Annotated in this window: 18 protein-coding genes and 2 tRNA genes; 13 read left to right on the forward strand and 7 right to left on the reverse strand. The window is 42.6% G+C overall.

Annotated elements, in window-relative coordinates; translation table 11 throughout:
• Positions 1-173: 173 nt before the first annotated feature.
• The 13 genes from M1P97_RS04485 (at position 174) to M1P97_RS26245 (ending at position 20,038) form a co-directional block, all read left to right on the forward strand.
• The gene (locus tag M1P97_RS04485) at positions 174-3,461 is read left to right on the forward strand and encodes a TonB-dependent receptor (RefSeq protein WP_249388504.1); all 3,288 of its coding nucleotides are present in this window, start codon (positions 174-176) and stop codon (positions 3,459-3,461) included.
• 11 nt (positions 3,462-3,472) lie between these two features.
• Positions 3,473-5,032 (forward strand): RagB/SusD family nutrient uptake outer membrane protein, encoded by a 1,560-nt coding sequence (locus M1P97_RS04490; RefSeq protein ID WP_249388505.1) that lies wholly within the window; start codon positions 3,473-3,475, stop codon positions 5,030-5,032.
• A gap of 248 nt (positions 5,033-5,280) precedes the next feature.
• Entirely contained in the window at positions 5,281-6,951 is a 1,671-nt protein-coding gene (locus M1P97_RS04495; RefSeq protein WP_249388506.1) for a hypothetical protein, read from the forward strand.
• A gap of 214 nt (positions 6,952-7,165) precedes the next feature.
• Positions 7,166-9,628: a sugar-binding domain-containing protein gene (locus tag M1P97_RS04500; RefSeq protein ID WP_249388507.1), complete on the forward strand. Its 2,463-nt coding sequence runs from the start codon at positions 7,166-7,168 to the stop codon at positions 9,626-9,628.
• 9 nt (positions 9,629-9,637) lie between these two features.
• Positions 9,638-11,041: an arylsulfatase gene (locus M1P97_RS04505; protein ID WP_195374118.1), complete on the forward strand. Its 1,404-nt coding sequence runs from the start codon at positions 9,638-9,640 to the stop codon at positions 11,039-11,041.
• Positions 11,038-13,089: a glycoside hydrolase family 20 zincin-like fold domain-containing protein gene (locus M1P97_RS04510; protein ID WP_249388508.1), complete on the forward strand. Its 2,052-nt coding sequence runs from the start codon at positions 11,038-11,040 to the stop codon at positions 13,087-13,089. The genes M1P97_RS04505 and M1P97_RS04510 overlap by 4 nt, the downstream gene beginning before the upstream one ends.
• 203 nt (positions 13,090-13,292) lie before the next feature.
• Positions 13,293-15,959 (forward strand): glycoside hydrolase family 2 protein, encoded by a 2,667-nt coding sequence (locus M1P97_RS04515; RefSeq protein WP_249388509.1) that lies wholly within the window; start codon positions 13,293-13,295, stop codon positions 15,957-15,959.
• Positions 15,960-16,089: 130 nt separating this feature from the next.
• On the forward strand, positions 16,090-16,875 hold the full coding sequence (locus tag M1P97_RS04520) for a glycoside hydrolase family 16 protein (RefSeq protein WP_394803877.1): 786 nt from the start codon (positions 16,090-16,092) through the stop codon (positions 16,873-16,875).
• 286 nt (positions 16,876-17,161) lie between these two features.
• Positions 17,162-17,494: a DUF5684 domain-containing protein gene (locus M1P97_RS04525; protein WP_195374122.1), complete on the forward strand. Its 333-nt coding sequence runs from the start codon at positions 17,162-17,164 to the stop codon at positions 17,492-17,494.
• 147 nt (positions 17,495-17,641) lie between these two features.
• Entirely contained in the window at positions 17,642-18,856 is a 1,215-nt protein-coding gene (locus M1P97_RS04530; protein WP_195374123.1) for an aminotransferase class V-fold PLP-dependent enzyme, read from the forward strand.
• 10 nt (positions 18,857-18,866) lie between these two features.
• A complete protein-coding gene (locus tag M1P97_RS04535) occupies positions 18,867-19,268 on the forward strand; it encodes a VanZ family protein (RefSeq protein WP_249388510.1) in 402 nt (133 codons plus the stop codon).
• A gap of 28 nt (positions 19,269-19,296) precedes the next feature.
• Positions 19,297-19,920, forward strand: coding sequence for a ribonuclease HII (locus M1P97_RS04540; RefSeq protein WP_249388511.1), 624 nt, complete (start codon positions 19,297-19,299; stop codon positions 19,918-19,920).
• Entirely contained in the window at positions 19,913-20,038 is a 126-nt protein-coding gene (locus M1P97_RS26245) for a hypothetical protein (RefSeq protein ID WP_262923222.1), read from the forward strand. Before M1P97_RS04540 ends, M1P97_RS26245 begins: the two co-directional genes overlap by 8 nt.
• A gap of 461 nt (positions 20,039-20,499) precedes the next feature.
• On the opposite strand, the gene M1P97_RS04545 is transcribed toward M1P97_RS26245, so the two are convergent.
• The 7 genes from M1P97_RS04545 to M1P97_RS04575 all read right to left on the reverse strand — a co-directional run bounded on the left by M1P97_RS04545 (position 20,500) and on the right by M1P97_RS04575 (position 26,366).
• Positions 20,500-20,925, reverse strand: a complete 426-nt coding sequence (locus M1P97_RS04545; RefSeq protein WP_195374126.1) for a SufE family protein — start codon at positions 20,923-20,925, stop codon at positions 20,500-20,502.
• 10 nt (positions 20,926-20,935) lie between these two features.
• A complete protein-coding gene (locus tag M1P97_RS04550; protein ID WP_394803882.1) occupies positions 20,936-21,892 on the reverse strand; it encodes a M20 family metallopeptidase in 957 nt (318 codons plus the stop codon).
• Between the two features lie 61 nt (positions 21,893-21,953).
• Positions 21,954-23,732: a gamma-glutamyl-gamma-aminobutyrate hydrolase family protein gene (locus tag M1P97_RS04555; protein ID WP_249388512.1), complete on the reverse strand. Its 1,779-nt coding sequence runs from the start codon at positions 23,730-23,732 to the stop codon at positions 21,954-21,956.
• A gap of 56 nt (positions 23,733-23,788) precedes the next feature.
• Positions 23,789-25,744, reverse strand: coding sequence for a DNA topoisomerase (ATP-hydrolyzing) subunit B (gene gyrB, locus M1P97_RS04560; RefSeq protein WP_195374128.1), 1,956 nt, complete (start codon positions 25,742-25,744; stop codon positions 23,789-23,791).
• 171 nt (positions 25,745-25,915) lie between these two features.
• A tRNA-Glu gene (locus M1P97_RS04565) sits at positions 25,916-25,987 on the reverse strand.
• A gap of 11 nt (positions 25,988-25,998) precedes the next feature.
• Positions 25,999-26,253 carry a 30S ribosomal protein S20 gene (gene rpsT, locus M1P97_RS04570; protein WP_007655189.1) on the reverse strand — a complete coding sequence of 85 codons (255 nt, stop codon included), beginning with the start codon at positions 26,251-26,253 and terminating at the stop codon, positions 25,999-26,001.
• A 41-nt stretch (positions 26,254-26,294) separates the two neighbouring features.
• Positions 26,295-26,366, reverse strand: a tRNA-Glu gene (locus M1P97_RS04575).
• Between the last annotated feature and the right edge of the window lie 113 nt (positions 26,367-26,479).

Below are 26,479 nucleotides of genomic sequence, written 5' to 3' on the forward strand. Positions count from 1 at the left end.
ACATGAAAACAAAAATGCCGGCAAACGCTGGGGGGCAATTACCGGCATTCAATCAACACAATTCAATTAATTAAACTGTATTAACTTCAAATCAACACAAAGGTATGGAAAAAAACTCTTTGTCGGGTAGGTATTATCCTAAATCCCCGCAACTTAAACAAATCTTTAGAATTATGCGGATCACCACATTTCTGTTATTAGTCTGTGTTTTTTGCTCTTTTGCAGAAAATACGCATTCTCAGAATGCCAGAGTGAGTATTACCAGAAGTAATACTCATCTGGAAGATATATTAAGTGAAATAGAAAGTCAGACAGATTATCTGTTTATTTATAATAACCAGGTGGATATCAGTAAGAAACTTTCTATTAAAGTGAAAAATAAACCTGTTTCCGAGGTTTTAGATAATCTGCTGAAAAATATGGGTGTCAGTTATGCTATGGAAGGAACACATATTGTACTGACAAAAAAAGCTGACACCCCTCTTCTTGTACAACAACAAGCAAAAAATGTTACAGGTACAGTCGTGGATGTAAATGGTGATCCGGTGATCGGTGCAAATGTGGTTGTCAAAGGTACGACTAACGGAACCATCACAGATATAGATGGACAGTTTGCCATTGAAGCTGATGCAAAATCAGTTTTAGATGTATCTTATATCGGATATCTCACAAAAGAAGTTATTGTAGGAAATCAGCAATTGATACGCATCGTATTGTTGGAAGATACCAAAGCACTGGACGAAGTTGTGGTGATCGGTTATGGTACACAGAAAAAGGCAGACTTGACAGGTTCAGTTGCAAATGTAAATACTGAGAAATTGAATACCCAGAGCAATGCCAATATTGGTCAAGCATTGCAGGGAAAGATTGCAGGTGTGGATATTGTTTCGCAAGGTGGAAATCCTGGGGCTGGTACCCGTGTTATGGTGCGCGGTATCGGCACATTGAATAATGCTGCTCCTCTTTACATTGTCGATGGTATGTATATGTCAGGAATTGATCATATCAACCCCAATGATATTGCCAGTATAGATGTATTGAAAGATGCTTCTTCCGCTGCTATCTATGGTTCTCGTGCTGCTAATGGTGTAATTATCGTAACGACAAAAGAAGGTTCGAACACTGAAGGTAAGCCAATTATTGATCTTTCGGCTAATATAGGAGTCAGCGCTCCATCCAAATATTTGGATTTACTGAATGCTGCCGGATGGGCGGAGGTAACGACTGTTGCCCGAAAGAATGCCGGTTTGGAACCTCTTGAAATGGCTATGAACTTAGCTTCTAAACCGGATAATGACTGGCAGAATATAATGTTTAACCCTGCTTTGATGCAAAACTATGCACTTTCTGTAAAGGGTGGAGGAAAATATTCAACCTATTACAATAGTGTGGGGTATACGAATCAGGATGGTGTTATGAAAGGTACAAACTATCAACGTTATACATTACAGAGTAAACAGGATTTCAAAAAAGGTATTTTTGCTGCAGGAACCAACCTGGTTTTGACTTACGATCAGAGTGATCCGTTGTATAGTGCAATTCGAGGCGGTATGGTAGGACATACGTTACAGTCTATTCCAACCCTCGAAAAATATGACTCGAACAATGTCGGAGGATATGGCGGCCTGTATGGTGACGTGGTGAACCTGCAACATCCAATGGGAATGGTTGATGATAATCTGGAAAATCGTTACAATGAAAATGTAAAAATATATGCCAATGCTTATGTTTCGGTAGAACCGATAAAAGGTTTGAAGTATAAGCTGAATTTAACTCCGGACTTCCAATTCTATCGTTATAATAATTACGAAGGTGTGTATGATTATGGGTTGGCAAAGAATGATCTTACACAAGTAACCGAAGAGCAGACAAGGACGCGTAACGTGCTGGTGGAGAATTTGTTGACCTATGATCGAACTTTTGGTGATCATAAGATTTCACTGCTTGCCGGTTATACTTATCAGGATTCCCGTTACCGTTTCTTGCAAGCTTCAGGACAGGGCATGCCTACAGGAATTACAGAAATCGATGCTGCAGCCGGTGGCTTGGCTGCAAGTGGAAATTCAACCCGTAGTGTGTTGACTTCTATTTTGGGACGTGCTTTCTATTCTTATAAGAATCGATATTTGTTAACTGCTACAATTCGCCGGGATGGTTCATCCAAGTTCGGTTCGAACAATCGCTATGGTAATTTCCCCTCTGTTTCTGTTGGTTGGAATATGGCTGAAGAAGATTTTATGAAGAAGAATGTAACATGGCTTGATCAATTGAAATTGAGAGGTGGCTATGGTGTGCTTGGTAACCAGGAAATTGATAATTATCAGTATGTTTCCGTTGTATCGACAGGTATAAATTATCCGAATGGAAATGGTGGTTTGATACAGGGAGCATTCCCTAAAACTTTTGCGTCACCGGATATTAAATGGGAAGAAACTTCAATGACAAATATCGGTGTAGATTTCATGGCCTTACAGAATCGTTTGACATTGACGGCTGACTGGTATGTGAAGAACACAAAAGACATTTTATTGAAAGTGCCCATTCCTATTTCAACCGGAGGTTCAAACGACCCTATCCGTAATGCAGGGAAGATTCGTAATAAAGGTTTTGAATTTAACTTGGGCTGGAATGATGTAATCAATAAAGACTTTTCTTACGGCATTAACTTTCTGGGAACATTTAATAAAAATGAAGTGATTGAAATGGGTTCCGAGTCACAGGCTATTACGGGTGGTACAATACATGGTGGAACTTATACAAGTAAAACACTGGCAGGTTATCCTATCGGAGGTTTTTGGTTAATACCGACTGACGGTTATTTCAATAGTGCAGAAGAGGTTCAAAGCTACCAAAAAGACGGCGTGTTGATCCAACCAAGTGTCGAACCAGGTGATATCCGTTTCAAAGATACTAACAACGATGGTACAATCAATGACCAGGATCGTGTTTATTGCGGCAGTCCGTTCCCTAAATTTACTTATTCAATCAACGGTAATATTACTTATAAAGATTTCGACTTTTCTTTTGGCTTTCAGGGTGTATCCGGAAATAAGATATATAATGCAACGAGACTTGAACTGACAGATGTTACTCGTGGTACTAATTATCTGGCAAGCTGTCTGGATTATTGGACTCCGGAAAATCAAAATGCTTCTCAGCCTCGTTTGATCTGGACTGACCCGAACCGTAATTCACGTTCGGAATCAGATCGTTACTTGGAGAGTGGTTCTTATTTTCGTTTGAGAAATCTGCAGATCGGTTACACGATCCCTTCCGTTTTGTTTAAAGGATTCGTTCAGAAAGCTCGTGTATATATAAATGCAGATAACCTGTTCACCGTTTCATCTTACTCAGGTTATAGTCCGGACGTAAACTCGACAGATGTTTATTCTCGTGGTTTCGATGAATTTATGTATCCTTCTAACCGTACATTTATGTTAGGAGTAAATGTAACATTTTAAATAAAGAATTTATGAAACGAATATACAAATATGTAATAACCAGTGTCGCGTTGGTTATAGGTCTGATGTCTACATCTTGTGACTCACAGTTGGAACAAATTAATCCGAATAAAGCGACTGAAGATACTTTTTGGAAAGATGAGGCTGATTTTGAATTAGCATTGACCTCTTGTTATACACCTCTGAAAAATGCCCTGAATGGAGGATATTACGGAACCCGTGGAGTCATGATGCGTATTGCACGTGCCGATGAGGTTGAATTCAGAAATGATATCAGCGATGTCTTTCAGGCATGTTATTTTACGAATACGAATGGAAATGCCCTTTCTCAGGGAATGTTCTATCAGTTCTATAATGCTTTGTATAGAACAAATTCTATTATGCAGAAACTGGATGAAAAGGGAGGAGATTTCTCTGAAGATTTTGTGAATAAGGTAAAAGCTGAATGTCTGTTTATCCGTGGTTTTTATCTTTTCCAGTTGGGAAAAGAGTTTAAAGATGCTCCTCTACGTTTAACGGCATCTCAATCGCCTTCTACTTTCCCATTAGAAAAGTCTTCACAAGCGGATATTTGGGCACAAGCAGAATCTGATTTAAAAACTGCAGCTTCTTTATTACCGGTTAAGAATGATGTTGTCGGTAAACCTACAAAAGGTGCAGCTTATGCTATTCTAGGTAAGATTTATGTCTATTTAGAAAAATTCAATGAAGCGATTGACGTTTTGGAACCATTGACACAGGCTCCTTATACGTATACATTGGTCGACGATTTTGCTTGGAATTTTGATGAGGCTCATGAAAATAATGCCGAGAGTATTTTTGAATTGTTAATGGAACCGGTAGGCGGAACAGATATCTGGGGTGATGGTGAAAATATAAATTCTACTCAGACAAATACACGTCCAAAGGAATACGCTGCAGCCGAAGCTGGTGGTTGGTATGAAGCAAATCCGACTCGGCAGATGATGAACCTCTTCCTGAAAGAAAAAGATAAAGATGGAAATACAGATTATCGTGCTCGTTCGTCTGTAGCTTGGGATTATCCGGGATGTATGTATTATTTGAAAGATTTCAGAACCATTATACCGGAAGCAAAATGGAACACATACTGGATCCTTAAATATCAGAACTGGAATACTCAGGAAGCTGAATCGGATCCGGCCATGTCGTCGATCAATGAACGCGCCGTGCGTTATGCTGATGTGGTTTTGCTACTAGCTGAATCTTATTTGCGTAGTGCGGACCGACAGAATATTACGAAGGCTATCGGATACATCAATCAAATCCGTGAACGGGCAAACTTAAACCCATATAGTGGTGCCAGTTCGTTTGAAGCAGTTTTCCAGGATTTGGAACATCAGCGTGCACTTGAATTCTTTGTTGAAGGAGAACGTTTTTATGACCTGCGCCGTTGGGGATTGCTGGAAGATAGAATGCAAACCTGCAACGAATCGCGTTACAAACAGCTGATGACAGGAAAAGTAGGTAATACGAACCGCTACTATTATTATCCGATACCATCTAAGGAATTGGAAACTAATATATTGTGTACACCGAACGAAGGTTGGTAATTATATCGTCATTTGAAAGGCCGACTATTCTAACATAATTCTATTATGTGTCGGCCTTTATTTGTGTTGAAAATAGTAATTACACTATTTATTCTTATTATTTAATTATGATTCTATTTGTAAAGTCCTTTTTTTTATTTTGTTAGAGAAATTGTGCGACGTAGATTTATTAATGAATTAGACTTTTTCAAATAGACTGAATTATCCTATGTTTGAAAGTGAAAAAGTTTTTTGTAATAAAAGTAGAAATGGAAAAGACTATTAAAATTACTTGCATATTGGGTTTGCTATGCTTGTTTAGCCTATTGTCATGTGAGGATAAAGTTCAATATTTGGATGTAGAAAAAGAATTGGTAAAAACTCGTAGTATACCTCAGATTACTTCGAGTGTATTTGATTGGGAAAATACGAGTAGTATTATTTTGTCCGGTTATGGAAATACTATACTGCCTTGGTATAATGCCTCTGAAAGTAATATTCCTGATTTTATTATTAAAGATTATAAGGTCGCTGATGGGTGGAATATGATTTATAATTTTTGCAATGATCCTGTACTAGCAAAGAAAGGAAAATATTATTTGATGTTTTATAATAAATTTACAGGGATTCTTCGTGTTTTCTATTATAACATTTATAATGTAACGAATGCTAATACTACCTTATGGAAGGTTAGTTTGGGAACTCAATCTTCGATGCTTAATAGTGTGGATCATTTTACATTACCAATTAATGATAGAACAATTTCGTTTGCTTATGTGAGTAATATTTTAGATTTGCCTACAAAGGCAATCGCAAAAGGATGGAATTGTTTTGATATTGAATTTTGTTTTGATCCTCAAATTGGTACAAAGGAACAAAAGTTTAGTATTGGTGTTTATGATATTAAAACTCAAAATATTTCATTGAAAGGTGATATAAACTTACAATCAGATGGAACCATAATATCCTTAACGAGTCGTAATCCTGCAAGTGAGACTTTAAGTGGCAGTTCTACTAGTTTTGGAAAAACTGCGGCTGATTCTATAACAAATAAATTAGGGAAGAAAATATTACCTGATCTTATAAAAGGGGCAGTGAGTACGATTATAAGTGGAGGTGTTGGAGGATTAGTTAATGCTGGAGTGAATTTGGTATTCGGGTCTTTTCTTGGAAAATTGTCAACAACAACTCCATTGTCTCAAAGTCTTAGTTTTAAAACAATAGGGAAAGTTGATACTAATGGTACGATTACTTCTGAGCAGCAGAGTAATATTTTGCCTGTAAACAATTTAGTTATGCCGGGAACTATAACTGGAGAATTAGATAACATAATGCCTTCTTATAATGATGTGTTTGGAGTATGGAATTTATCATCTTCGCCTATTTTGCAGATGAGTGATGAAGCTCTTTGGGTTAGAAAGCCAGTCCTTTCTCCTGAATATACAGCACAATATGATTATAGAAGAAAAGTAAAGTTGGATGAATCTTCTATAGATGTAGTGATTAATCCGGTAGTAAGAAATCTTATTTCGAATTATAATGTTAAAACAGAAGTTGTATATTACGATCTGTATGAAGGTGATCCTAAATGGGGACAAAAATATTATTCGGGTTACACTTCATGGCTAAAAATGACAGGTGAAGGGAAATTGTACTCAGATGATGAATATATTATTTATAGAAATCCTGATATTGATCAGAAGGTCCCGCGTCCATACTATCCACAATCCGGATTAATAGAAAGAGTAGATCGTTTTGGAGTTGAAAGATGGCTGGAGAGAGGATGTGGAGTGTTTAATCCTAATTATGTAATTAAAGTTAGTGTCACTTTATATCCTAAATCTCCATATAATACAACACCAATAGTTATCACTAGAAGTTATATTCCTGAGTATAAAATAGTAAAAGGTCTGTTAGATTATAAGAATGAGTATAATTAATTATTGAGAATAAGTATATTGTATTTATCAATAGGATTGAATGGTGAAAAACAATTTTTAGTGTATGCTTAATAGGATAAATGGATAATTTTTATAGTTATTAGTTTTTAAGGGCCAGTATCGATATTATTGATTTAGTATAAGCTGGCCTTTTTTAATACCCGGGAAAAGAACTTTAGAATTGTCTTATACATATCATGTTAATTTTTATAGTATGAAAAAAGTTTATAACAAGTCCTGTTTTTTTCTCTTTCTAATTGCTTGGTTCACTTGTGTTCCGGTTATTTATGCTGGTGAAAAACTAAGTTTCAATACTTGTTGGAAATTCTATCAGGGGGATGTGGGCATGGAGGCTATAGAATCATCGTATGATGATACTGGCTGGAAACAACTCTCTCTCCCCCACGACTGGAGCATAGAGGGTGCGTATGACCAGATTGCTAACGGTACAGACTGGCAAAGCGGTTTTCTGCCGGCAGGAATAGGGTGGTATCGTAAAACTTTTGTTTATGATCCGACGTGGGTAGCAAAGAAAGTTCGTATTCAGTTCGATGGAATTTATCTGAACAGTGAAGTCTGGATCAATGGTCATTCCTTGGGAAAACGTCCGAACGGATATATCGGTTTCGAATATGATCTGACCCCTTACCTGAAAGAAGGTGATAATTGTATCGCAGTAAAAGTCGATCAATCCAAACCTCTTACCGCGCGTTGGTATACCGGTTCCGGTATTTACCGGTATGTTCGTCTGCATATATCTTCTCCTGTGCATATTGCTTATTCTGGTGTTTATTTTAAAGTAGATACGTTCTTACAAGATAAGGCGTTATGCGCTGTCAATGTTTCTGTGGTGAATCCGGATAAAGAAAAAATACGGGTTATTTCTTGTTTGCAGGATAAGAATGGGCAGACGATTGCCCGGAGCATCGGATCGGAAGACACACTTTTCGAAGATAAAGTGGAAATGAATGTTGTCAATCCGGAACGTTGGTCTCCTGAAAGTCCGGTTGTTTATACATTAATATGTCAGTTGGAAAAGGAAGGAAAGATATTGGATGAGGTACGACAACTAGTTGGTTTTCGCACTTTGGAGTTCAGTCCTGAATTTGGTTTTAAGCTGAATGGGAAGGAAACAAAATTAAAAGGAGTCTGTGATCATCATACGGCGGGGGCAGTAGGAGCAGCCGTTCCGGAGGATATCCTCTACTATCGGTTGAAACTTCTGAAAGATATGGGATGCAATGCTATTCGTACATCTCATAATCCTTTTTCGCCGGAGTTTTATACGATGTGTGATACGATAGGGCTGATGGTTTTGAATGAAGGGTTGGACGGGTGGAATACACCGAAAGCTGCCGATGATTACGGTAATTATTTTGATGAATGGTGGAAGATGGATATGACTGATTTTATCAAGCGCGACCGTAATCATCCGTCTGTCATTATGTGGAGCATTGGAAATGAAGTGAGTAAAGCATCGCAGGAGGTACAACGCAATCTGGTCGATTTATTTCATTCACTGGACACACGTCCGGTGACACAGGGTGGAGCCGATCCGACCCGGGGGATGTCTGTCGATTATGAAAAGAATTTTGGGATGCTCGATGTTGTCGGTTTCAATGGCAATGGAGAGGAAGTCGGCGAGTTTGAGAAGTTCCGGAACGATTTCCCGTCTGTATGTGCTGTTGCGACCGAAGTACCGCATACCTATCAAACCCGTGGCGTCTATCGGACAAAGACTCAATGGAGGAGGAGGGACTTTCCTGCTCCCTGGGAAAAGAAAGATCCGATAAAATGGGACAAGTTTGAGAAACGGGTGTTTCCGATCCCGGACCTGAGTGAGGAGGAGTTTTTCCCGGAGGAAAAGGCTTATCCGTATTATCAGTCATCGTATGATAATGCTTCGGTTCGTATCAGCGTTCGGAAAGCCTGGCAGCGGACTTGTTCATTTCCCTGGCTGATGGGTGAGTTTCGTTGGGGCAGTTTTGATTATCTGGGAGAAGCTGAATGGCCGCAACGTTGTGGAAACTTTGGAATTATCGATGTCGCAGCCATGCCGAAAGATGCCTATTATCTGTATCAAAGCCTGTGGAGCGATAAGCCGATGGTACACCTGTTACCGCATTGGACGCACACCGGTAAAGAAGGGAAAACAGTTCCGGTCGTTGTATATACGAATTGCGATTCGGTTGAATTGTTTTTAAATAATGTATCTTTGGGCATTCAACCTTATATAGGCGAGCAATTGATCTGGAATATTCCGTATGAAGCAGGTTGCATTGAAGCAAAGGCGAAGATCGGAAATGAAATTGTGGCAACAGATATACAGCGGACAGCCTCGTCTCCCTATACTGTCGGTTTCTCGGCAAATAAACTTAAGTTGAAAGCCGGATCATCCGAAGTGTCGCGACTCGAATTGTCAGTAGTCGATCGGGAGGGTGTTCTGTGTCCGTATGCTTCGGATGAATTATCTTTTGAACTGGATGGTCCCGTCCGCTTATTGGGGGTGGACAATGGAGATCCGGTAGATATGTTCCCCTACAAGCAACCTCGTTGTAAGAGCTTCAGAGGAAAATGCGTCTTGCTGGTACAGGCTACCGATATGCCGGGGGAAGCAGTAATCACCGTGCGTTCGGATAAACTGGCAGAGAAGAAAATAACGTTAGATATAAAATAGTAATAAGAAATGAAAACACAACTCGTATTATGCGTAGGCGGTTCCCTGCTAGCCGGAATGTCAGCTTGTAAAAAAGAGGCTCCTGCAAAAGAGGTGCCAATGAACGTGATCTACATTCTGGCCGATGACCTCGGCTATGGTGACATAGGCTGTTACGGTCAGCTGAAAATCAAAACACCGAATATAGACAGGATGGCACAGGAAGGAATGCTGTTTACCCAGCATTATGCCGGCTGTACGGTCAGTGCCCCTTCCCGTTGTTCGTTGATGACCGGATTGCATACCGGACATTCACAGATCCGGGGAAACCTGGAAATCAAACCCGAAGGACAGCAACCGATGACTGCCGATACCTATACGCTCGGTAAACTGATGAAGTCGGCCGGTTACACGACCGGAATCTTCGGTAAATGGGGATTGGGGTATCCCGGTTCCAGTTCTGTTCCATCCAATATGGGATTTGATGAATTTTTCGGTTATAACTGCCAGCGTCAGGCACATTCCTATTATCCGGATCACTTATGGCATAACAATGATACGGTTTTCCTGCATGAAAACGATCATGAAGGCCGGCAGGTCTATTCGCAGGATCTGATCCATGAACAGGCCTTAAAGTTTATCCGTGATAATAAAGACAAGCCTTTTTATGCAATGTTGACTTATACATTGCCCCACGCAGAACTGAACCTGCCGCATGACTCTATCTACCGGATGTATGAAAATGCATTTGAAGAAGTTCCTTATGACGGAAAGATGGGATATCACCCGTCTGAAAAACCTTATGCCTCTTTCGCGGCGATGGTAAGCAGACTGGATAAATATGTCGGCGATGTTATGGCCGAACTTAAAGAACTGGGATTGGATAAGAATACGATCGTGATCTTCACCAGCGATAACGGACCGCACCGGGAAGGTGGAGCGAACCCGGATTATTTCCTGAGCTACGGACCACTGAAAGGTGTAAAAAGGGATGTTTATGAAGGAGGTATCCGTGTGCCGATGGTAGCTTGGTGCCCGGATAAGATTAAGGCGGGTGTTAAGAACGATCATATCAGTGCCTTCTGGGATGTTATGCCGACATTGGCTGAATTGACAGGTGTTACTTTGCCTGAAACCGGAGACGGAATTTCTTTCCTGCCTACCTTATTTTCGAAAGACGGACAGAAGCAACATGAATATTTGTATTGGGAATTCCATGAACTGAACGGACGCGAAGCTTTACGCAGCGGCAACTGGAAACTGATCCGGCAGCCGATCGTTGGTGAAACCATTCTGGAACTCTATGATTTGAGTTCGGATATTCATGAGGATAATAACCTGGCTCAGCAGAATCCGGAGAAGGTGAAAGAGTTGGAGGTATTAATGGACGGTGCACGTACGGAATCACCGTTGTTTAATTTCGGAAGAAAATGAAAACGACTTTATTAGCTTGTTTATTATTCGTTACGGGCAGTTTGTTTGCCCGTAACCTGGATAAAACATTCCAGCTATTACCACAGCCGCAATCTGTTGAAGTCCTTTCCGGGAAAGGATTGAACTTCGGAGAATTGTCGTATGTATCGTCTGCCGAGGGTGCTTCGATCCCTGTACTGGGTGAGATTGTAAACGGATTACCTCAAAGCAAACGTGCCGGTAAAGGTGTCTGGTTTCAATTGTCGACGACAAATGTACCAGACTCTCCCGAAGGATATGTGCTTGAAATATCTGATAAAGGGGTAACCGTTACATCGAGAGATAATGCCGGGCTTTTTTACGGTGCACAGACATTGGAGCAGTTGCTGGAAGACAGCCGTGATTTTAAGAAGGAAATACCTTCGATGAAGATAACGGATTATCCGGCAATCGCCTATCGTGCTGTCCATCTCGATACCAAGCATCACCTGGATCGTATGGAGTACTATTACCGTATGGTGGATAAGTTGGCCCGTTATAAAGTGAATGCAATAATCTGGGAATTGGAAGATAAGTTGCGTTTTACCCGTCGTCCTGAAGCCGGTGCTCCGAATGCAATCAGCAAACAGGAGATGCAGGCTTTATGCCGTTATGCGAAGGAGCGGAATGTGGAGATCAGTCCGTTGGTACAAGGTCTGGGACATGCCGGATTTATTCTGAAGCACCATTGGGAATTGCGGGAGAATCCGGCAAGCGACTGGGAATTCTGCCCGTCCGATCCCCGTACGTACGAGGTGCAGTTCGATCTGTATCTGGATGCGCTCGAAGCAATGCCTTACGGGAGATACCTGCATGTAGGCGGGGATGAGATAACTGCTATTGGTATCGATGACCGTTGTAAGGCTACCGGAAAGTCTGCATTCGAGTTGCAGATGGTATGGTTGAAAAAGGTTTGTCAGTTTGCTGTCGATCATGGTCGTATTCCTATATTTTGGGATGACATGCCGCTTAAATATGCCGCTCTGTGGGAACTGGCTTTGAGCGATAAGACGGAAGAGGAAGTGGCAAAGGAATGGAATACTGAAAAGCTGGACAAAGCGATCGATCTCTTTCCGAAAGAATGTGTGTATATGCGTTGGAAATATGAAGATGCGACCGCTCCGGCACATCGAAAGCTGCTGAAATGGTATAGCGATAAAGGGCTGAAAGTGATGGGAGCAACTGCTGCGTCAGCTGGTGACTCGCCTTTCCTGCCACGTAATAACACACGGTCGGGATATGTGAAAGGTTTCAGTCAGCTTGTTGCGGAAAATCATCTGGAAGGAATTCTTGCAACAGCCTGGGATGACGGCTCTCCGCATCTGGAAACAGTTTGGCGCGGTTATATCGCGCAAGGTGAGTTCGGCTGGAATCCGACAGCACGGGATATAGAAACCTTCAAGAAGGTTCATGCCCAGCGTGAATATGGTTTCCGTCCGGAAGAGAACCGGATGCAGTTTCTCGATGAACTGGAAAAAGCAATCTTCTTCTTTGACGGAGCATTAGTCACTTCCGGACGGAGAAACCCGGCCTGGGGAACAACGGCCTTTACACTGATGGAATTGCCGGATAATGCAAATCCGGGTATATGGAGCGAAACATATAAAGAGAAAATAGCGAAAGCCAAAGAGGAAGCAAAACGCTATGAGCTTATTGCAAGTGGAGTTCGTACGGCTGAAAAAAATGCTTTGCGTAACCGTTATACCCTGGAAGTGTATGAGCAAACGAATAATTTACAAAACTATCCGACCCGTTTGATACTGGCATTGAATGAGTATGACACGGCGAAAGATGCTGCTGCCCGCAAAGCCACTTTGGATAAAGTTGTCGGAGTTTGTAATTATTTCAACGAAATGCGTTCCAGCCTGGAAGCTGTTTATTCGGAAACCCGTTTTATGCAGCAACCGGAAGGTTTTATTGCCGATATGAACCACCATAACCATTTGTCATCGAAAACAGAAAATAGCGACTGGCTCTATCTGTATGAAATCCCGATGATAAAGAAAGTGCTTCAATGGGTAAACCAATAAAGTGAGAAGTATGGGCCAGTTTAGAAACAATTGAACCAAAAGGGCTGAAAAATGAAATTGTCGGCCTGCACTGTCATTTATTGATGAAAAAAATGAAATTGTCGACTAACACTATCATTTTTTGATGAAAAAACTAATAGCGTAGGCCTACACTATCATTTATTGATAGAAAAACTGAATTAATAATATATAATTTATTTACCATGAAGAAAATAGCATTAATACTATTTATTTGTTTGCTGTGTCTCCCCTTATGTGCGGCGCATCAACCGGAGTTTTCTACAGCCGGTTTCTTTCGGATGGAAAATACCGGACGTGATGTTTATTCCATGAATCCGGCCTGGCGTTTCTATAAGGGGGCAGTGCAGGGAGCCGATGCAAAAGAGTTTAATGATAAAGACTGGACAGTCGTTTCCCTGCCACATGGCATTGAATACCTGCCGACTGAGGCCAGTGGTTGCATTAACTATCAGGGGGAAGTGTGGTATCGCAAGCATTTTACACCCGATGCCGCTTTGAAAGGAAAAAAACTATTCCTGCATTTCGAAGCAATCATGGGGAAAAGCAAGGTGTTTGTAAACGGTAAGCAACTGACCGAGCATTTCGGAGGTTATCTTCCTGTTGTGGTGGATGTAACGGACGTACTCGACTGGAATGGCGATAATGTGATTGCTGTATGGACAGACAATAGCGACGATCCGTCCTATCCTCCCGGAAAAGCCCAGGATGTATTGGACTATACCTATTTCGGAGGTATTTACCGCGACTGCTGGCTGATTGCTCATAACAATATCTTTATCACCGATCCGAATTATGCGGATGAAGTAGCCGGAGGCGGATTATTTGTCGCTTATAATAACGTATCGGAAGCTTCGGCTGATGTATTGTTGAAAATACAACTGCGCAACGAAACGAAAAAGTCGTTTACCGGTGTCGTGGAATATGAATTGCAGCAACCCGATGGTCAGCAAGTCGCTTTCCTGAATGCAAAGGTCCGCGTAAAGCCGGGTAAATCTGTCAGCAGTTCTGATAAGTTGTTAGTGAAGAACCCGCTTTTGTGGAGTCCATCTTCACCTACATTGTATAACCTGTTGGTACGTATCCGTGATGAACAAGGGAATGTGATCGACGGTTATCGCCGCCGTATCGGTATCCGTAGCATCGAATTCAAAGGAAAAGACGGTTTCTGGTTAAATGGTAAACCGTATGAGAAGCCGTTGATCGGAGCGAACCGCCATCAGGATTTTGCCGTTGTCGGTAATGCGGTGGCTAACAGTATTCACTGGCGTGATGCGAAAAAGCTGAAGGATGTAGGTATGGAAGTGATCCGTAACGCCCATTGTCCGCAAGATCCCGCCTTTATGGATGCCTGCGACGAACTGGGATTGTTCGTGATCGTCAATACTCCGGGTTGGCAGTTCTGGAACGATGCTCCCGAATTCGCCCAGCGTGTGTACAGTGATATCCGTCACCTGGTACGCCGCGATCGTAATCATCCTTCGGTCTGGCTGTGGGAACCGATATTGAACGAAACCTGGTATCCGGCAGACTTTGCCAAGAATACCAATGATATTGTACATGCCGAGTATCCTTATCCGTCTTGCTATTGCGGCAGTGACAGTGAGGCACGCGGTCATGAGGTCTTTCCGGTTCTCTTCTCCCATCCCCAGAATGCCGATCAGGAGTGGGCTATAAAAGAACTGGATCCTTCGAAAACTTATTTCACCCGCGAATGGGGAGATAACGTAGACGATTGGAATTCGCATAACTCTCCCAGCCGTGTGGCCCGTAACTGGGGCGAACAGGCTATGCTGATACAGGCACAGCATTATGCTTCCCCATCTTACCCGTATACCAGCTATGATGCTTTGTATCAGACATCCCGCCAGCATGTGGGAGGATGCCTGTGGCATTCGTTCGACCATCAGCGCGGGTATCACCCCGATCCTTTTTATGGAGGGATCATGGATGTGTTCCGTCAGCCCAAATACTCCTATTATATGTTCAAGGCCCAGCGTCCTCCGGTAAAAAGTGATCTGATAGCTGAGACAGGACCGATGGTCTTTATTGCCCATGAAATGACTCCTTTCTCCGGCAAGGATGTGGTGGTTTACTCCAACTGTGATGAAGTACGCCTGACTTTTAATAAAGATGGAAAGACTGCCACCTATAAAAAAGATAAGAACAGGAAGGGAATGCCTTCACCTGTTATCACCTTCCCGGATATGTATGATTTTATGGTGGATAAAGCACTTTCAAGAGAAAGGAAGCAGGAGGATGTCTATTTACTGGCAGAGGGCCTGATTGACGGAAAAGTGGTTGCGACCCATAAGGTGACTCCTGCCCGTCGTCCCGAAAAGCTTTTACTCTGGGTGGATAATGAAGGAACGAATCTTGAAGCGAACGGTTCCGATTTCGTAACCGTGATTGCGGCCGTAGCCGATAAGCAAGGTAACATCAAACGTCTGAATAACTATTTTATCAAATTCAATGTAGAAGGTGAAGGCAGACTACTGGGTGGTTCGGACGTAATGGCGAATCCGGCTCCGGTAAAATGGGGAACGGCTCCTGTTCTTGTACAGTCGACTTTGAAACCGGGTAAGATCAAAGTAACAGCCAGCGTATTGTTTGAAGGTTCACAGATGCCGTTAAGCGCAGAACTTGAATTTGAGAGTAAACCGACCTCTTTCCCGTTGATTTATGATCAGGCTGATGCCGCCTTGATCCCTGCTTTTTCTGTTGAAAGCGGTCAGGCTGCAACTGTTAAATCTTCTGCTGAACGGGAAGTGGAACGCCTGAAAAAGGAATTGAATGCTTTGAAGCTAAAAGAAGTGGAACGGCAACAAACTGAGTTTGGCGAGAATCGGTAAGCTTTAAACCTGGAATAATAGAGCTATTGTTCTCCATCATTTCATTTTGTCAATAATCGAATATAAACTGAATGGCTCAAACCTGACAAAAAATGAATATCTTTATCCCAAACTCTAAATTTAAAGAATTATGACGAAAACTTTATCAGGACTTTTAGTCTGTATCGGTGTAATGTGTGTACTATCATGTACCCAGCAGCCCAAAGAGTGGAAACTGGTTTGGGAAGATAATTTTGATCAGGGGGATAGTTTCGATCCTGCTTCCTGGAGTAAGATACCCCGTGGAGGATCAGACTGGAATAATTATATGTCCGACTTCGATTCCTGTTATGCTATGCGTGACGGGAAACTGATTCTGCGTGGATTGGTTAACTATAGTTTGCCTACCGACACAGCTCCTTTTATTACCGGTGGAGTTTATACGAAAGACAAAGTCGGTTTTAACAACGGTCGTTTGGAAATCCATGCCAAGCTTAACGGTGCCACCGGTGCGTGGCCTGCCTTTTGGCTGTTGCCACAGGATGGGAAATGGCCGAACGGAGGTGAGATAGATATAATGGAACGTCTTAATAATGATAGTATTGCTTATCAGACTGTTCATTCAAACTATACCTTTAACCTGGGTATCAAAGATAATCCGAAGCAAGGCAGTACCGGTTTGATAAACAAGGATGACTTCAACACATATATCGTTGAGATGTATACGGACAGTCTTGTCTTTTTCATCAACGATAACCATACGTTCACTTATCCGCGTATCGAAACAGACAAGGAAGGGCAATATCCGTTCAGTGATAGCCAGTTCTATCTTTTGCTCGATATGCAGCTCGGAGGTAGTTGGGTTGGAGCAGTCGAACCTGCTGATCTTCCTGTGGAAATGGAGATCGACTGGGTGCGTTTTTATCAGAAGAAATAATACCTTTTAGTGAATAAATTTTAATGTATAAAAAGAGCGTTCGTGATTTTATTTGCGGACGCTTTTTTGTTTACAAACGGGTGTTCTGTCCGGGAATAGCCCTTTTTCTAGTTCCCTTGACTCTAATACCTTAAAATATAATATAGAGATATTGATTGATTATTAATTGAAGTCTGTATAAATGACTATAAGAGGGTGTTTTTTTCTTTGGCTTAGTAACAATTGTTTGATATAAAAGGTTTATATTTGCGATGTTAATAATATTAAATATCTAAAACTAACTGTAATGATTGGATCTATTATTCAGCTGGCGTTATGTATACTAATGCTTGCCAGCATGTGGAAAATTTTCGAAACTTTCGGCCAGAAAGGATGGGCATGTATTATTCCGTTTTACAACATCATCGTAATGTTGCGTATCGTAAAATGGGAACCTGTAAAATTCTGGTTTTTCCTGATCCCTATTTACAACATTTATCTTTCATTCTTGCTGTACAGGGATATTGCAGCAAAGTATGGTAAAGGTGACAATGCGTATGCAATAGGCTTGCTTTTGTTACCGTTCATTTTCTTCCCGTTATTGGCGTTCAAAGAAACTCCGATAGAAGGTGTAGAGTAATTTAGTATGTAATGAGGGGAAAGAGCCTTTCGCTAAAACGAAAGGCTTTTTTTATATTCTTATATCTGTATAAATGAATATCTCTCCGTTGTTAAAATAAACATCGTATCTTTGGCGTTTGTTATACGATTAAAGGTACAAGTTATTATGTTAGATATACAAGCTATCCGGAAAGATTTTCCAATACTGGAGCATAAGATATACGATAAGCCGCTCATTTATTTCGATAATGGAGCTACCACCCAAAAGCCCCGCCAGGTGGTAGAGAAGATTGAAAGCGGCTATTACAATGTGAATGCCAATATTCACCGTGGCGTTCATTTCCTGAGTCAGGCGGCTACCGAAGCACATGAAGAGGCTCGTAAAACCGTGCAGTCGTTTTTGAATGCACGTTCATCCAATGAAATCATTTTTACACGCGGAACAACGGAGGCGATCAACCTGATTGCATCCAGTTTCACTGACGAGTGCATGTCGGCGGGTGATGAAGTGATCCTATCCGTTATGGAGCATCATTCTAATATCGTTCCCTGGCAGATACAGGCCGCAAAGAAAGGTATTGCACTGAAGGTGATTCCGATGAACGAGAAAGGTGAACTCGATATGGATAAGTTCCGCGAACTGTTCTCGGAACGTACAAAGCTGGTATCTGTTACCCATGTATCGAACGTGCTGGGGACTATCAACCCGGTAAAGGAAATAATAGAAGAAGCACATAGTCATGAAGTTCCGGTGTTGATAGATGGTGCACAGGCTGTTCCTCACCTGGCAGTGGATGTACAGGACCTGGATGCGGAATTCTATGTTTTTTCAGGGCATAAGGTATATGGCCCGACCGGTATCGGCGTGCTCTACGGCAAAGAAGAGTGGCTGGATAAACTTCCTCCTTACCAGGGTGGTGGAGAGATGATCGCAACTGTTTCTTTTGAGAAAACGACTTTCAACGAATTACCGTTTAAGTTTGAAGCCGGTACGCCCGATTATATCGGTAGCACGGCTTTGGCAGAGGCCCTACGTTATGTGAATCGTTTGGGGATGAATAATATCGCGGCTTATGAAGAAGAACTGTTGCGTTATGCGACTGATAAACTGAACGCTATCGAAGGAATGCGTATATTCGGACAGGCCGCAGATAAAGGAGCCGTACTTTCTTTCCTGGTCGGTAATATTCATCATTATGATATGGGGATGTTATTGGATCGCCTGGGAATAGCTGTCCGTACGGGGCATCATTGTGCACAGCCGTTGATGCAGGCGTTAGGTATAGAAGGAACTGTCCGTGCTTCATTCTCTTTCTACAATACAAAGGAAGAAATAGATGTCTTTGCCGCCGGGATAGAACGTGTAAGAAAAATGTTTTAAGAAATAGTCTATGTTATATTATCTGAAGAAATATCCAATATCCTTGACAATTATAGCTGTTGTGATCTATTTGTCGTTCTTCAAACCGCCTTCAGTGGAGATCGGTAAGATACCGGGGATAGATAAAGTGGCTCATATTTGTATGTATGCCGGATTGTCCGGGATGTTGTGGGTAGAGTTTTTACGTAATCACCGGAAGTATGACGAGGTGTTGTGGCATGCCTGGATAGGCGCGGTGCTTTGCCCTATCCTGATGAGTGGAACAATCGAACTATTACAGGAATATTGTACGTCTTACAGGGGAGGAGACTGGTTTGATTTTCTGGCCAATATAAGCGGAGTTACCCTGGCCACCTTGTTCTCTTATTTCGTATTGCGCCCCTGGATGATGAGGAAGAAGATGATAGATTAAATTAGATACTACTTAAATACTAAACTCTATGTTATTACCTTATATGGAAGCCGACCGGATAGAAGCCGGATGTGATGAAGCGGGACGCGGATGCCTCGCTGGTTCTGTCTTTGCGGCAGCGGTTATTCTTCCTCCTGATTTTAAGAACGACGATTTGAACGACAGCAAGCAATTGAGCGAGAAAAAGCGTTATGCCTTGCGTCCGATCATCGAGCAGGAGGCGATAGCCTGGGCTGTAGGGATTGTCACCCCTGAAGAAATAGATAAAATCAATATACTGAAAGCTTCTTTTCTGGCTATGCACCGGGCGATAGACCAGTTGAAAGTACGGCCGGAGCATCTCCTGATTGACGGAAACCGTTTTACCCCGTATCCCGAAATTAACCATACCACTGTTGTAAAAGGTGACGGCAAGTATCTGAGCATCGCCGCCGCTTCTATCCTGGCAAAGACCTATCGTGACGATTATATGGATGAGTTGGCTAAAGAATATCCCGATTACCACTGGACCGAAAATAAAGGTTATCCCACTAAAGCCCACCGGGAAGCCATCCGTGTAGTCGGTATCACTCCCTATCACCGGAAAACATTTACTTTATTACCCGAGCAATTAACGTTAGGATTATCCGACTCTCCTTATTTGGATGAATAGCGGTATGCTGAACGATAAAGAAGCCGAAGCAATGAAACAGTTTTATAAAATCTTAAGCCCCGACTCGGATAAGAATATGGCATGGCGTATCAATATGATTGCGAAAAGAAATACGTAATGAACAATCTACACAATATTTTTTTTTAATAAATCCTTCCTTCATTCAGTTTTGTGCTTATGTGATTGATCTTCATGATTATATGTATGAAGGAAAATGATTAGGATGAAGGATTTGTTCCGGATTTTGAGTTTTTTTATTCATAAACACTCGCTTCCGGTATTATAAAAAAAGCGAATAACCTTTGGTCGGTTAGTTGTTTACTTATTCTATTCTAACGCATGGGTAGTGACCTTTTGATTCAATACTCCTTTATTCTTTCTTATTTGTCATTAATCGTATACTTGTTTGTCAATTGTCAAACGCTTATTCGATAACTGACAAATAAGCGTTCGACAAATGACAAACAATGAAAAGGTAGTCATTTTTATGATAATAGATTATTATATATCCCGTTATTACTCGTTACTCCAGCCTTACTCTTTGCCTGAAGAAGTAATTTATTTTCATGTCGTGTCGGATTATCCTTGTTCTTTTGTCCGGAAAGCCAGTGCGTACATACGCATCTGTTTAACCATGGCAACCAGGCCGTTTGAACGGGTTGGGGAGAGGTGTTCTTTCAGACCGATCTTTTCGATAAAATATAGGTCGGTATCCAGAATTTCCTGCGGTGTATGTCCGGACATGATGTTGATCAGTAACGAAACGATACCTTTTACAATCACTGCATCACTTTCACCTTTGAACAGTATCTTACCGTCTTCATAGTCCGCCTGGAGCCATACACGGCTCTGGCAACCTTCGATCAGGTTACTTTCTGTTTTATACTTTTCTTCCAGCGGGGGAAGTGAGTTGCCTAAATCGATCAGCAACGCATACTTGTCCATCCAGTCGTCGAAGGCTGAGAACTCTTCAATAACATTGTCCTGAAGTTCGTTGATAGTCATCGTTGTATTATTATTTCTTTTGTCTGTTATATACTACTTCCAGAACCGTTTGCCCTACGGCTTTGAGGGTTTCGCGGTCGATATTCTCCATATTGTCTTTTTGCGTGTGCCAGTACCAACCGAAACCGTGGTCACTTTCCGGGTCATAGTTGATAATGTCGATGCAAGGAATGTTGCGGCCTTTGATTACATACTCATGGTCGTCGGTGATGGCACCGCCGGTTGCATTGATAAAGTATTTGCCGTATCCCAGGTTACGCGCTGTACTCCAAACCATTTCGACAATGTTGGCTGCTTTGCTCAGTGAGAGTTGTTCTTTGAAGAAGGTTGCATTTTTAGCTCCTACCATGTCGAGCAGGATACCGAAGTCGGCACGATAGTTCGGTACATGAGGGTTCTTTGCCCAGAACTGGGTACCGAGACACCAGGTGTCAGGTTTGTATTCGTCGACGAATTCGGGAGTACCGTAATCTTCGGCATCAAAGAAAATGATGTCGACGCCTATTCCTGGATCTTTCTGTCCGATCTGGCGGGCTATTTCTAGCAATGCACCTACGCCACTACCTCCGTCGTCAGCACCGTCGATCGGTTTACGGTAATTAGCCGGATCGGGATCATGGTCTGAGTAAGGACGCGAGTCCCAATGAGCGAAAAGCAAGATGCGTTTATTGTTATCCGGGTTAAAGGAACCGATAATGTTTTTGGCTTCCAGGCCGGTATTATCGTATGCGGTAAGAGTTGCTTCCTGTTCGTATACTTTGGCGCCGAACCGTTTCAATTCGGATGCCAGGTAGTTGCCGCAAGCTTTATGTGCGTCACTATTCGGGACACGGGGACCGAATTTAACCTGGTTTTCTACATAAGTGTAGGCGCTGTCGGCATCGAAAGAAGGCGTACTTGTTGCAGGCACAGTCTGGCTGACTGTTGTATTTTCGTGTTGTTGATTCTTGGCCTGGCTGCATGCCATCAGCGAACAAGCCAGCAGTGTTATATATAAAATATGCATCATCATCTGTTTAGATTATCTTTTATCTATTATAGGCTGCCTGTACACGCGACATGACCCGCATCAGGTTGCCACCCCATATTTTTGCAATATCGTTTTCACTGTATCCCTCTTTGAGAAGTCTAACGGTGATGTTTATCAGTTCGTTGCTGGCCCGGCAACCGATCAGTTCGCCGTCACCGTCGAAATCGGAACCGATACCCACATGGTTGATACCGATCAGGTCGACAATATGATTGATGTGGCGGACAGCATCGGTAAGAGAAGCCTTTTCTGCCTCTTCGTTGATGAATCCTTTGTACAGGCAGATCTGTACGACTCCTTGTTTGGCGGCCAGTGCTTTCAACTGTTCGTCGGTGAGGTTGCGCGGATGGTTACACAAGGCACGGGCTGAAGAGTGGGAGGCGATGATCGGTTGTTTGCTAAACTCCAATGCATCGTAAAACGTACTTTCGGCTGCGTGTGATATATCTACCAGTATTCCCAACCGGTTCATTTCTGCTACGACCTCTTTCCCGAAAGGGCTCAGGCCACCCCATTCCGCTTCACCGCGGGCAGAGTCGCATATATCGTTACTTCCATTATGACAGAGGGTGATGTAGCTGACTCCCAGCTCTTTGAAGCGGGATATATTGTTGAGGTCTTTACCGATGGCATAACCGTTTTCCAGCCCCAGCATGATCGCTTTCTTTCCGGCGTCTTTTGTTACCCATACCTCCTGTGGAGTGTGGGCTATATTCATTCTGCCCCGGTTTATCTCCATCTGGCGATGAATTTCCTGCAGGCGGTCGATTGCATAATCGGTTGCCTTTCGTAACGATTCGTCGTCGCGTTTCCCTTGTGGAATATAGGCCACCATGATGGCAGAGTCTACCAGTCCTTCTTCCATGAACGGCAGGTTTACCTTTCCACCTTCCTTCTTACCAATATTGAACTGGCCGGGGAAGATCATCGGGGTATCTGTATGCGAGTCGAGTATTACATTCCGTTGGTGGATGCGTTTGGCTTCTTTGAACAAACGCGCGGATTCAACATGATGTTTGAATAACTCGAGCATCAATTCATCACCGTAGGAGGCCATTGCTTCCGGATGCCATTGTATGCTGAATATTTCTTTTTCCGGGTGCTCCATTGCTTCATTGATACCATCGGGAGCTACTGCCGTTTCCTTGAATTCGGGTGCGACTTCTTTTACTGCCTGATGATGAACTGAGTTAACTAGTATATCCGGTTCTCTTTTCAGTATTTCGAAAAGACGGGAAGAGGTATCGGTGATACGAACGGAATGGGATGCCTGTTCGCGGGGCATTGCCTGGCTATGTTTGAGTACACCGCCTTTGTGCTGCGAGTAGATATCTTGGTAAACCGAACCACCGAAAGCTACATTGATAAGTTGATGACCACGGCAGATACCCATGATCGGTAACTGGCGGTTAGCCGCCAGCCTGAGCAGGATCAGGTCGAACTCGTCGCGGAATGTATCTACGTCCTGCAACTGCGGTATCGGTTCTTCTCCAACATAAAGCGGATTGAGATCTCCGCCACCGCTCATCAGTAATCCGTCCAGATCGGATACGATAGCTGTAAGTGCTTCTATATCTGTTATTACCGGGATCAATACCGGAGCACCTCCGGCTTGTAGTACGGCTTGTACGTATGTCTCGGCTATACAGGAAAGTCCGTCTTTCCGGTTTGAAGATATTCCTATGCGGGGAGGCTGAAGTTTTTCTTTCTTTGGTGTAAAGTTGTCAACTTCCCTGTATAAGGCTTCTAAACTCGGACGACGGACTTGATTATTCATAACAAAACTGTTTTAGTTGACGGTTGACAGTTTTTTATCTGTCCACTGTCCACTGATTAAGCATCAATGTTTGCGTAAGTTGCATTATCCTCGATAAACTCGCGGCGCGGACCTACTTCTTCACCCATTAACATGGCAAATATCTGGTCTGCTTCAGCTGCGCTGTCGATTGTAATCTGTTTCAGTGTACGGTTCTCCGGATTCATGGTCGTGTCCCATAACTGGTGATCGTTCATTTCTCCCAAACCTTTGTATCGCTGTGTGTGAATCTGATTTTCATTACCACCGCCATATTTATCAATAAATGCCTGGCGTTGTGCTTCAGTCCAGCAATATTCTTCTACCTTTCCTTTTTTACACAAGTAAAGGGGAGGAGTTGCCAGATATACATAACCGTTATCGATCAATGCACGCATTCTGCGGAAGAAGAAAGTAAGGATCAATGTTGCAATGTGGCTTCCGTCCACATCGGCATCGGTCATGATGATTACTTTATGATAACGGATCTTGCTCAAATTCAATTCTTTCGGATCTTCCTCTGTACCTATAGTAACACCCATCGCACGGAAGATGTTCTGTATTTCTTCGCTTTCGAAGATTTTATGATCCATCGCTTTCTCCACGTTCAGGATCTTACCACGAAGCGGCAGGATAGCCTGGAACACACGGTCGCGGCCCTGTTTAGCCGTTCCGCCTGCAGAGTCCCCTTCGACAAGGAATAACTCACAGATTGCAGCGTCCTTCGAAGAACAGTCGGCCAGCTTGCCGGGAAGTCCTCCGCCGGTCATCGGCGATTTACGTTGAACCAGTTCGCGCGCTTTGCGTGCTGCCTGACGTGCCTGGGCAGCCAGAACAACTTTTTCAACGATTATCTTGGCTTCTTTCGGATGTTCTTCCAGGTAATAAGTAAGAGCTTCACCGATTGCCTGATCTACGGCACCGGTCACTTCGCTGTTTCCTAACTTTGTCTTTGTCTGTCCTTCAAACTGCGGTTCAGCTACCTTGATGGAGATAACAGCAGTCAGACCTTCGCGGAAGTCGTCGCCCTGTATCTCTACTTTTGCTTTTTCCAGCAATTTTGAATCTTCAGCATATTTCTTCAAGGTACGTGTCAGACCACGGCGGAAACCAGCCAGGTGAGTACCTCCTTCTACTGTATTGATATCATTTACATACGAGAACACGCTTTCGTTGAAAGAAGTGTTGTATGTCATCGCCACTTCAACAGGTATGCCTTGCTTTTCTGTGACGATGTGGATTACATCGGGAATCAGGGATTCTTTGGAACGGTCTACATAACGAACGAATTCTTTCAACCCTTCTTCCGAGTGGAACAGATCCGATTTATAGGTTCCGTCTTCTTTCTGGACACGTTTGTCTGTCAGTGTCAGATTGATACCAGCGTTCAGGAATGCCAATTCACGTAAACGTGTTGCCAGTATCTCGTATTTGTATTCCGTAACGGTAAATATCGTCGCATCCGGTTTAAAAGAGATGGTCGTTCCGGTTGTTGTCGCTTCACCGATCACTTCTACGCCATGTAAAGGCTTTCCACAAGAGTAATCCTGCATATACAGTTTCCCTCCTTTGCGAACTTCAGCTTTCAGGTAAGTAGAAAGAGCATTCACACAAGATACGCCAACACCGTGTAATCCGCCGGATACTTTGTAAGTCCCTTTGTCAAATTTACCACCGGCATGCAGAATGGTCAAAACCACTTCCAGGGCTGATTTGCCTTCTTTCTCATGAAAATCTACGGGGATACCACGACCATCGTCCGATACCGTGATCGAATTGTCTTCGTTAATAACTACGTCGATCTGGGAACAAAATCCGGCTAACGCTTCATCGATCGAGTTGTCGACAACTTCATATACGAGATGATGGAGACCTTTTTCACTGGTGTCGCCAATGTACATGGACGGCCTTTTACGTACTGCTTCTAACCCTTCAAGTACCTGAATACTGTCCGCAGAGTACTCTCCGGAAGTATTCTTAATTTCTTCACTCATGAGTTTCTATCCTTTAAAATCACTAATTATCTATATCTCTAAAAATGCTAACAAATGTAGTGAAAATAATTGACTTAGCAGGCAAATGTAGTGTAAAAATAGCAAAAAAGCAGGGTGTTAAAAAGACATGACAAAGCGGTCGGATTATAATTAATCCGACCGCTTCTAAAGTAGCCCATAGGGGAATCGAACCCCTCTTTCAAGAATGAAAATCTTGCGTCCTAACCGATAGACGAATGGGCCGCAATTATTCCTTATGCAAGCTTGTTAACGTGCTTTGTCAATTTGGATTTCAAGTTGCCAGCCTTATTCTTATGAATAACGTTTTTCTTAGCAAGCTTATCCAACATAGAGCACACCTTAGGTAACAGAGCCTGAGCTTCGTTCTTGTCTTCAGTTGCACGCAGTACACGCATTGCATTTCTAGCTGTTTTAGCATGATATCTATTCTGCAAACGTCTTGCGTTAGTCTGTCTGATCCTTTTGATTGATGACTTGTGATTTGCCATTTCTTAGCTATTCTTTATTGAATTTTTAATTTTGTTTATTGTAGCCCATAGGGGAATCGAACCCCTCTTTCAAGAATGAAAATCTTGCGTCCTAACCGATAGACGAATGGGCCATCATGTCAAAGTTCTCACTTTCAGCGCTCTGGGGTTGTTGATTTCCCGATTGCGAGTGCAAAGATAGATGTTCTGTCTGAACTACCAAAACATTTCAGAGGAAAATTTAATA

The organism is Parabacteroides leei (genome assembly GCF_023369805.1).
In the GTDB taxonomy this organism is placed as follows: Bacteria; Bacteroidota; Bacteroidia; order Bacteroidales; family Tannerellaceae; genus Parabacteroides; species Parabacteroides leei.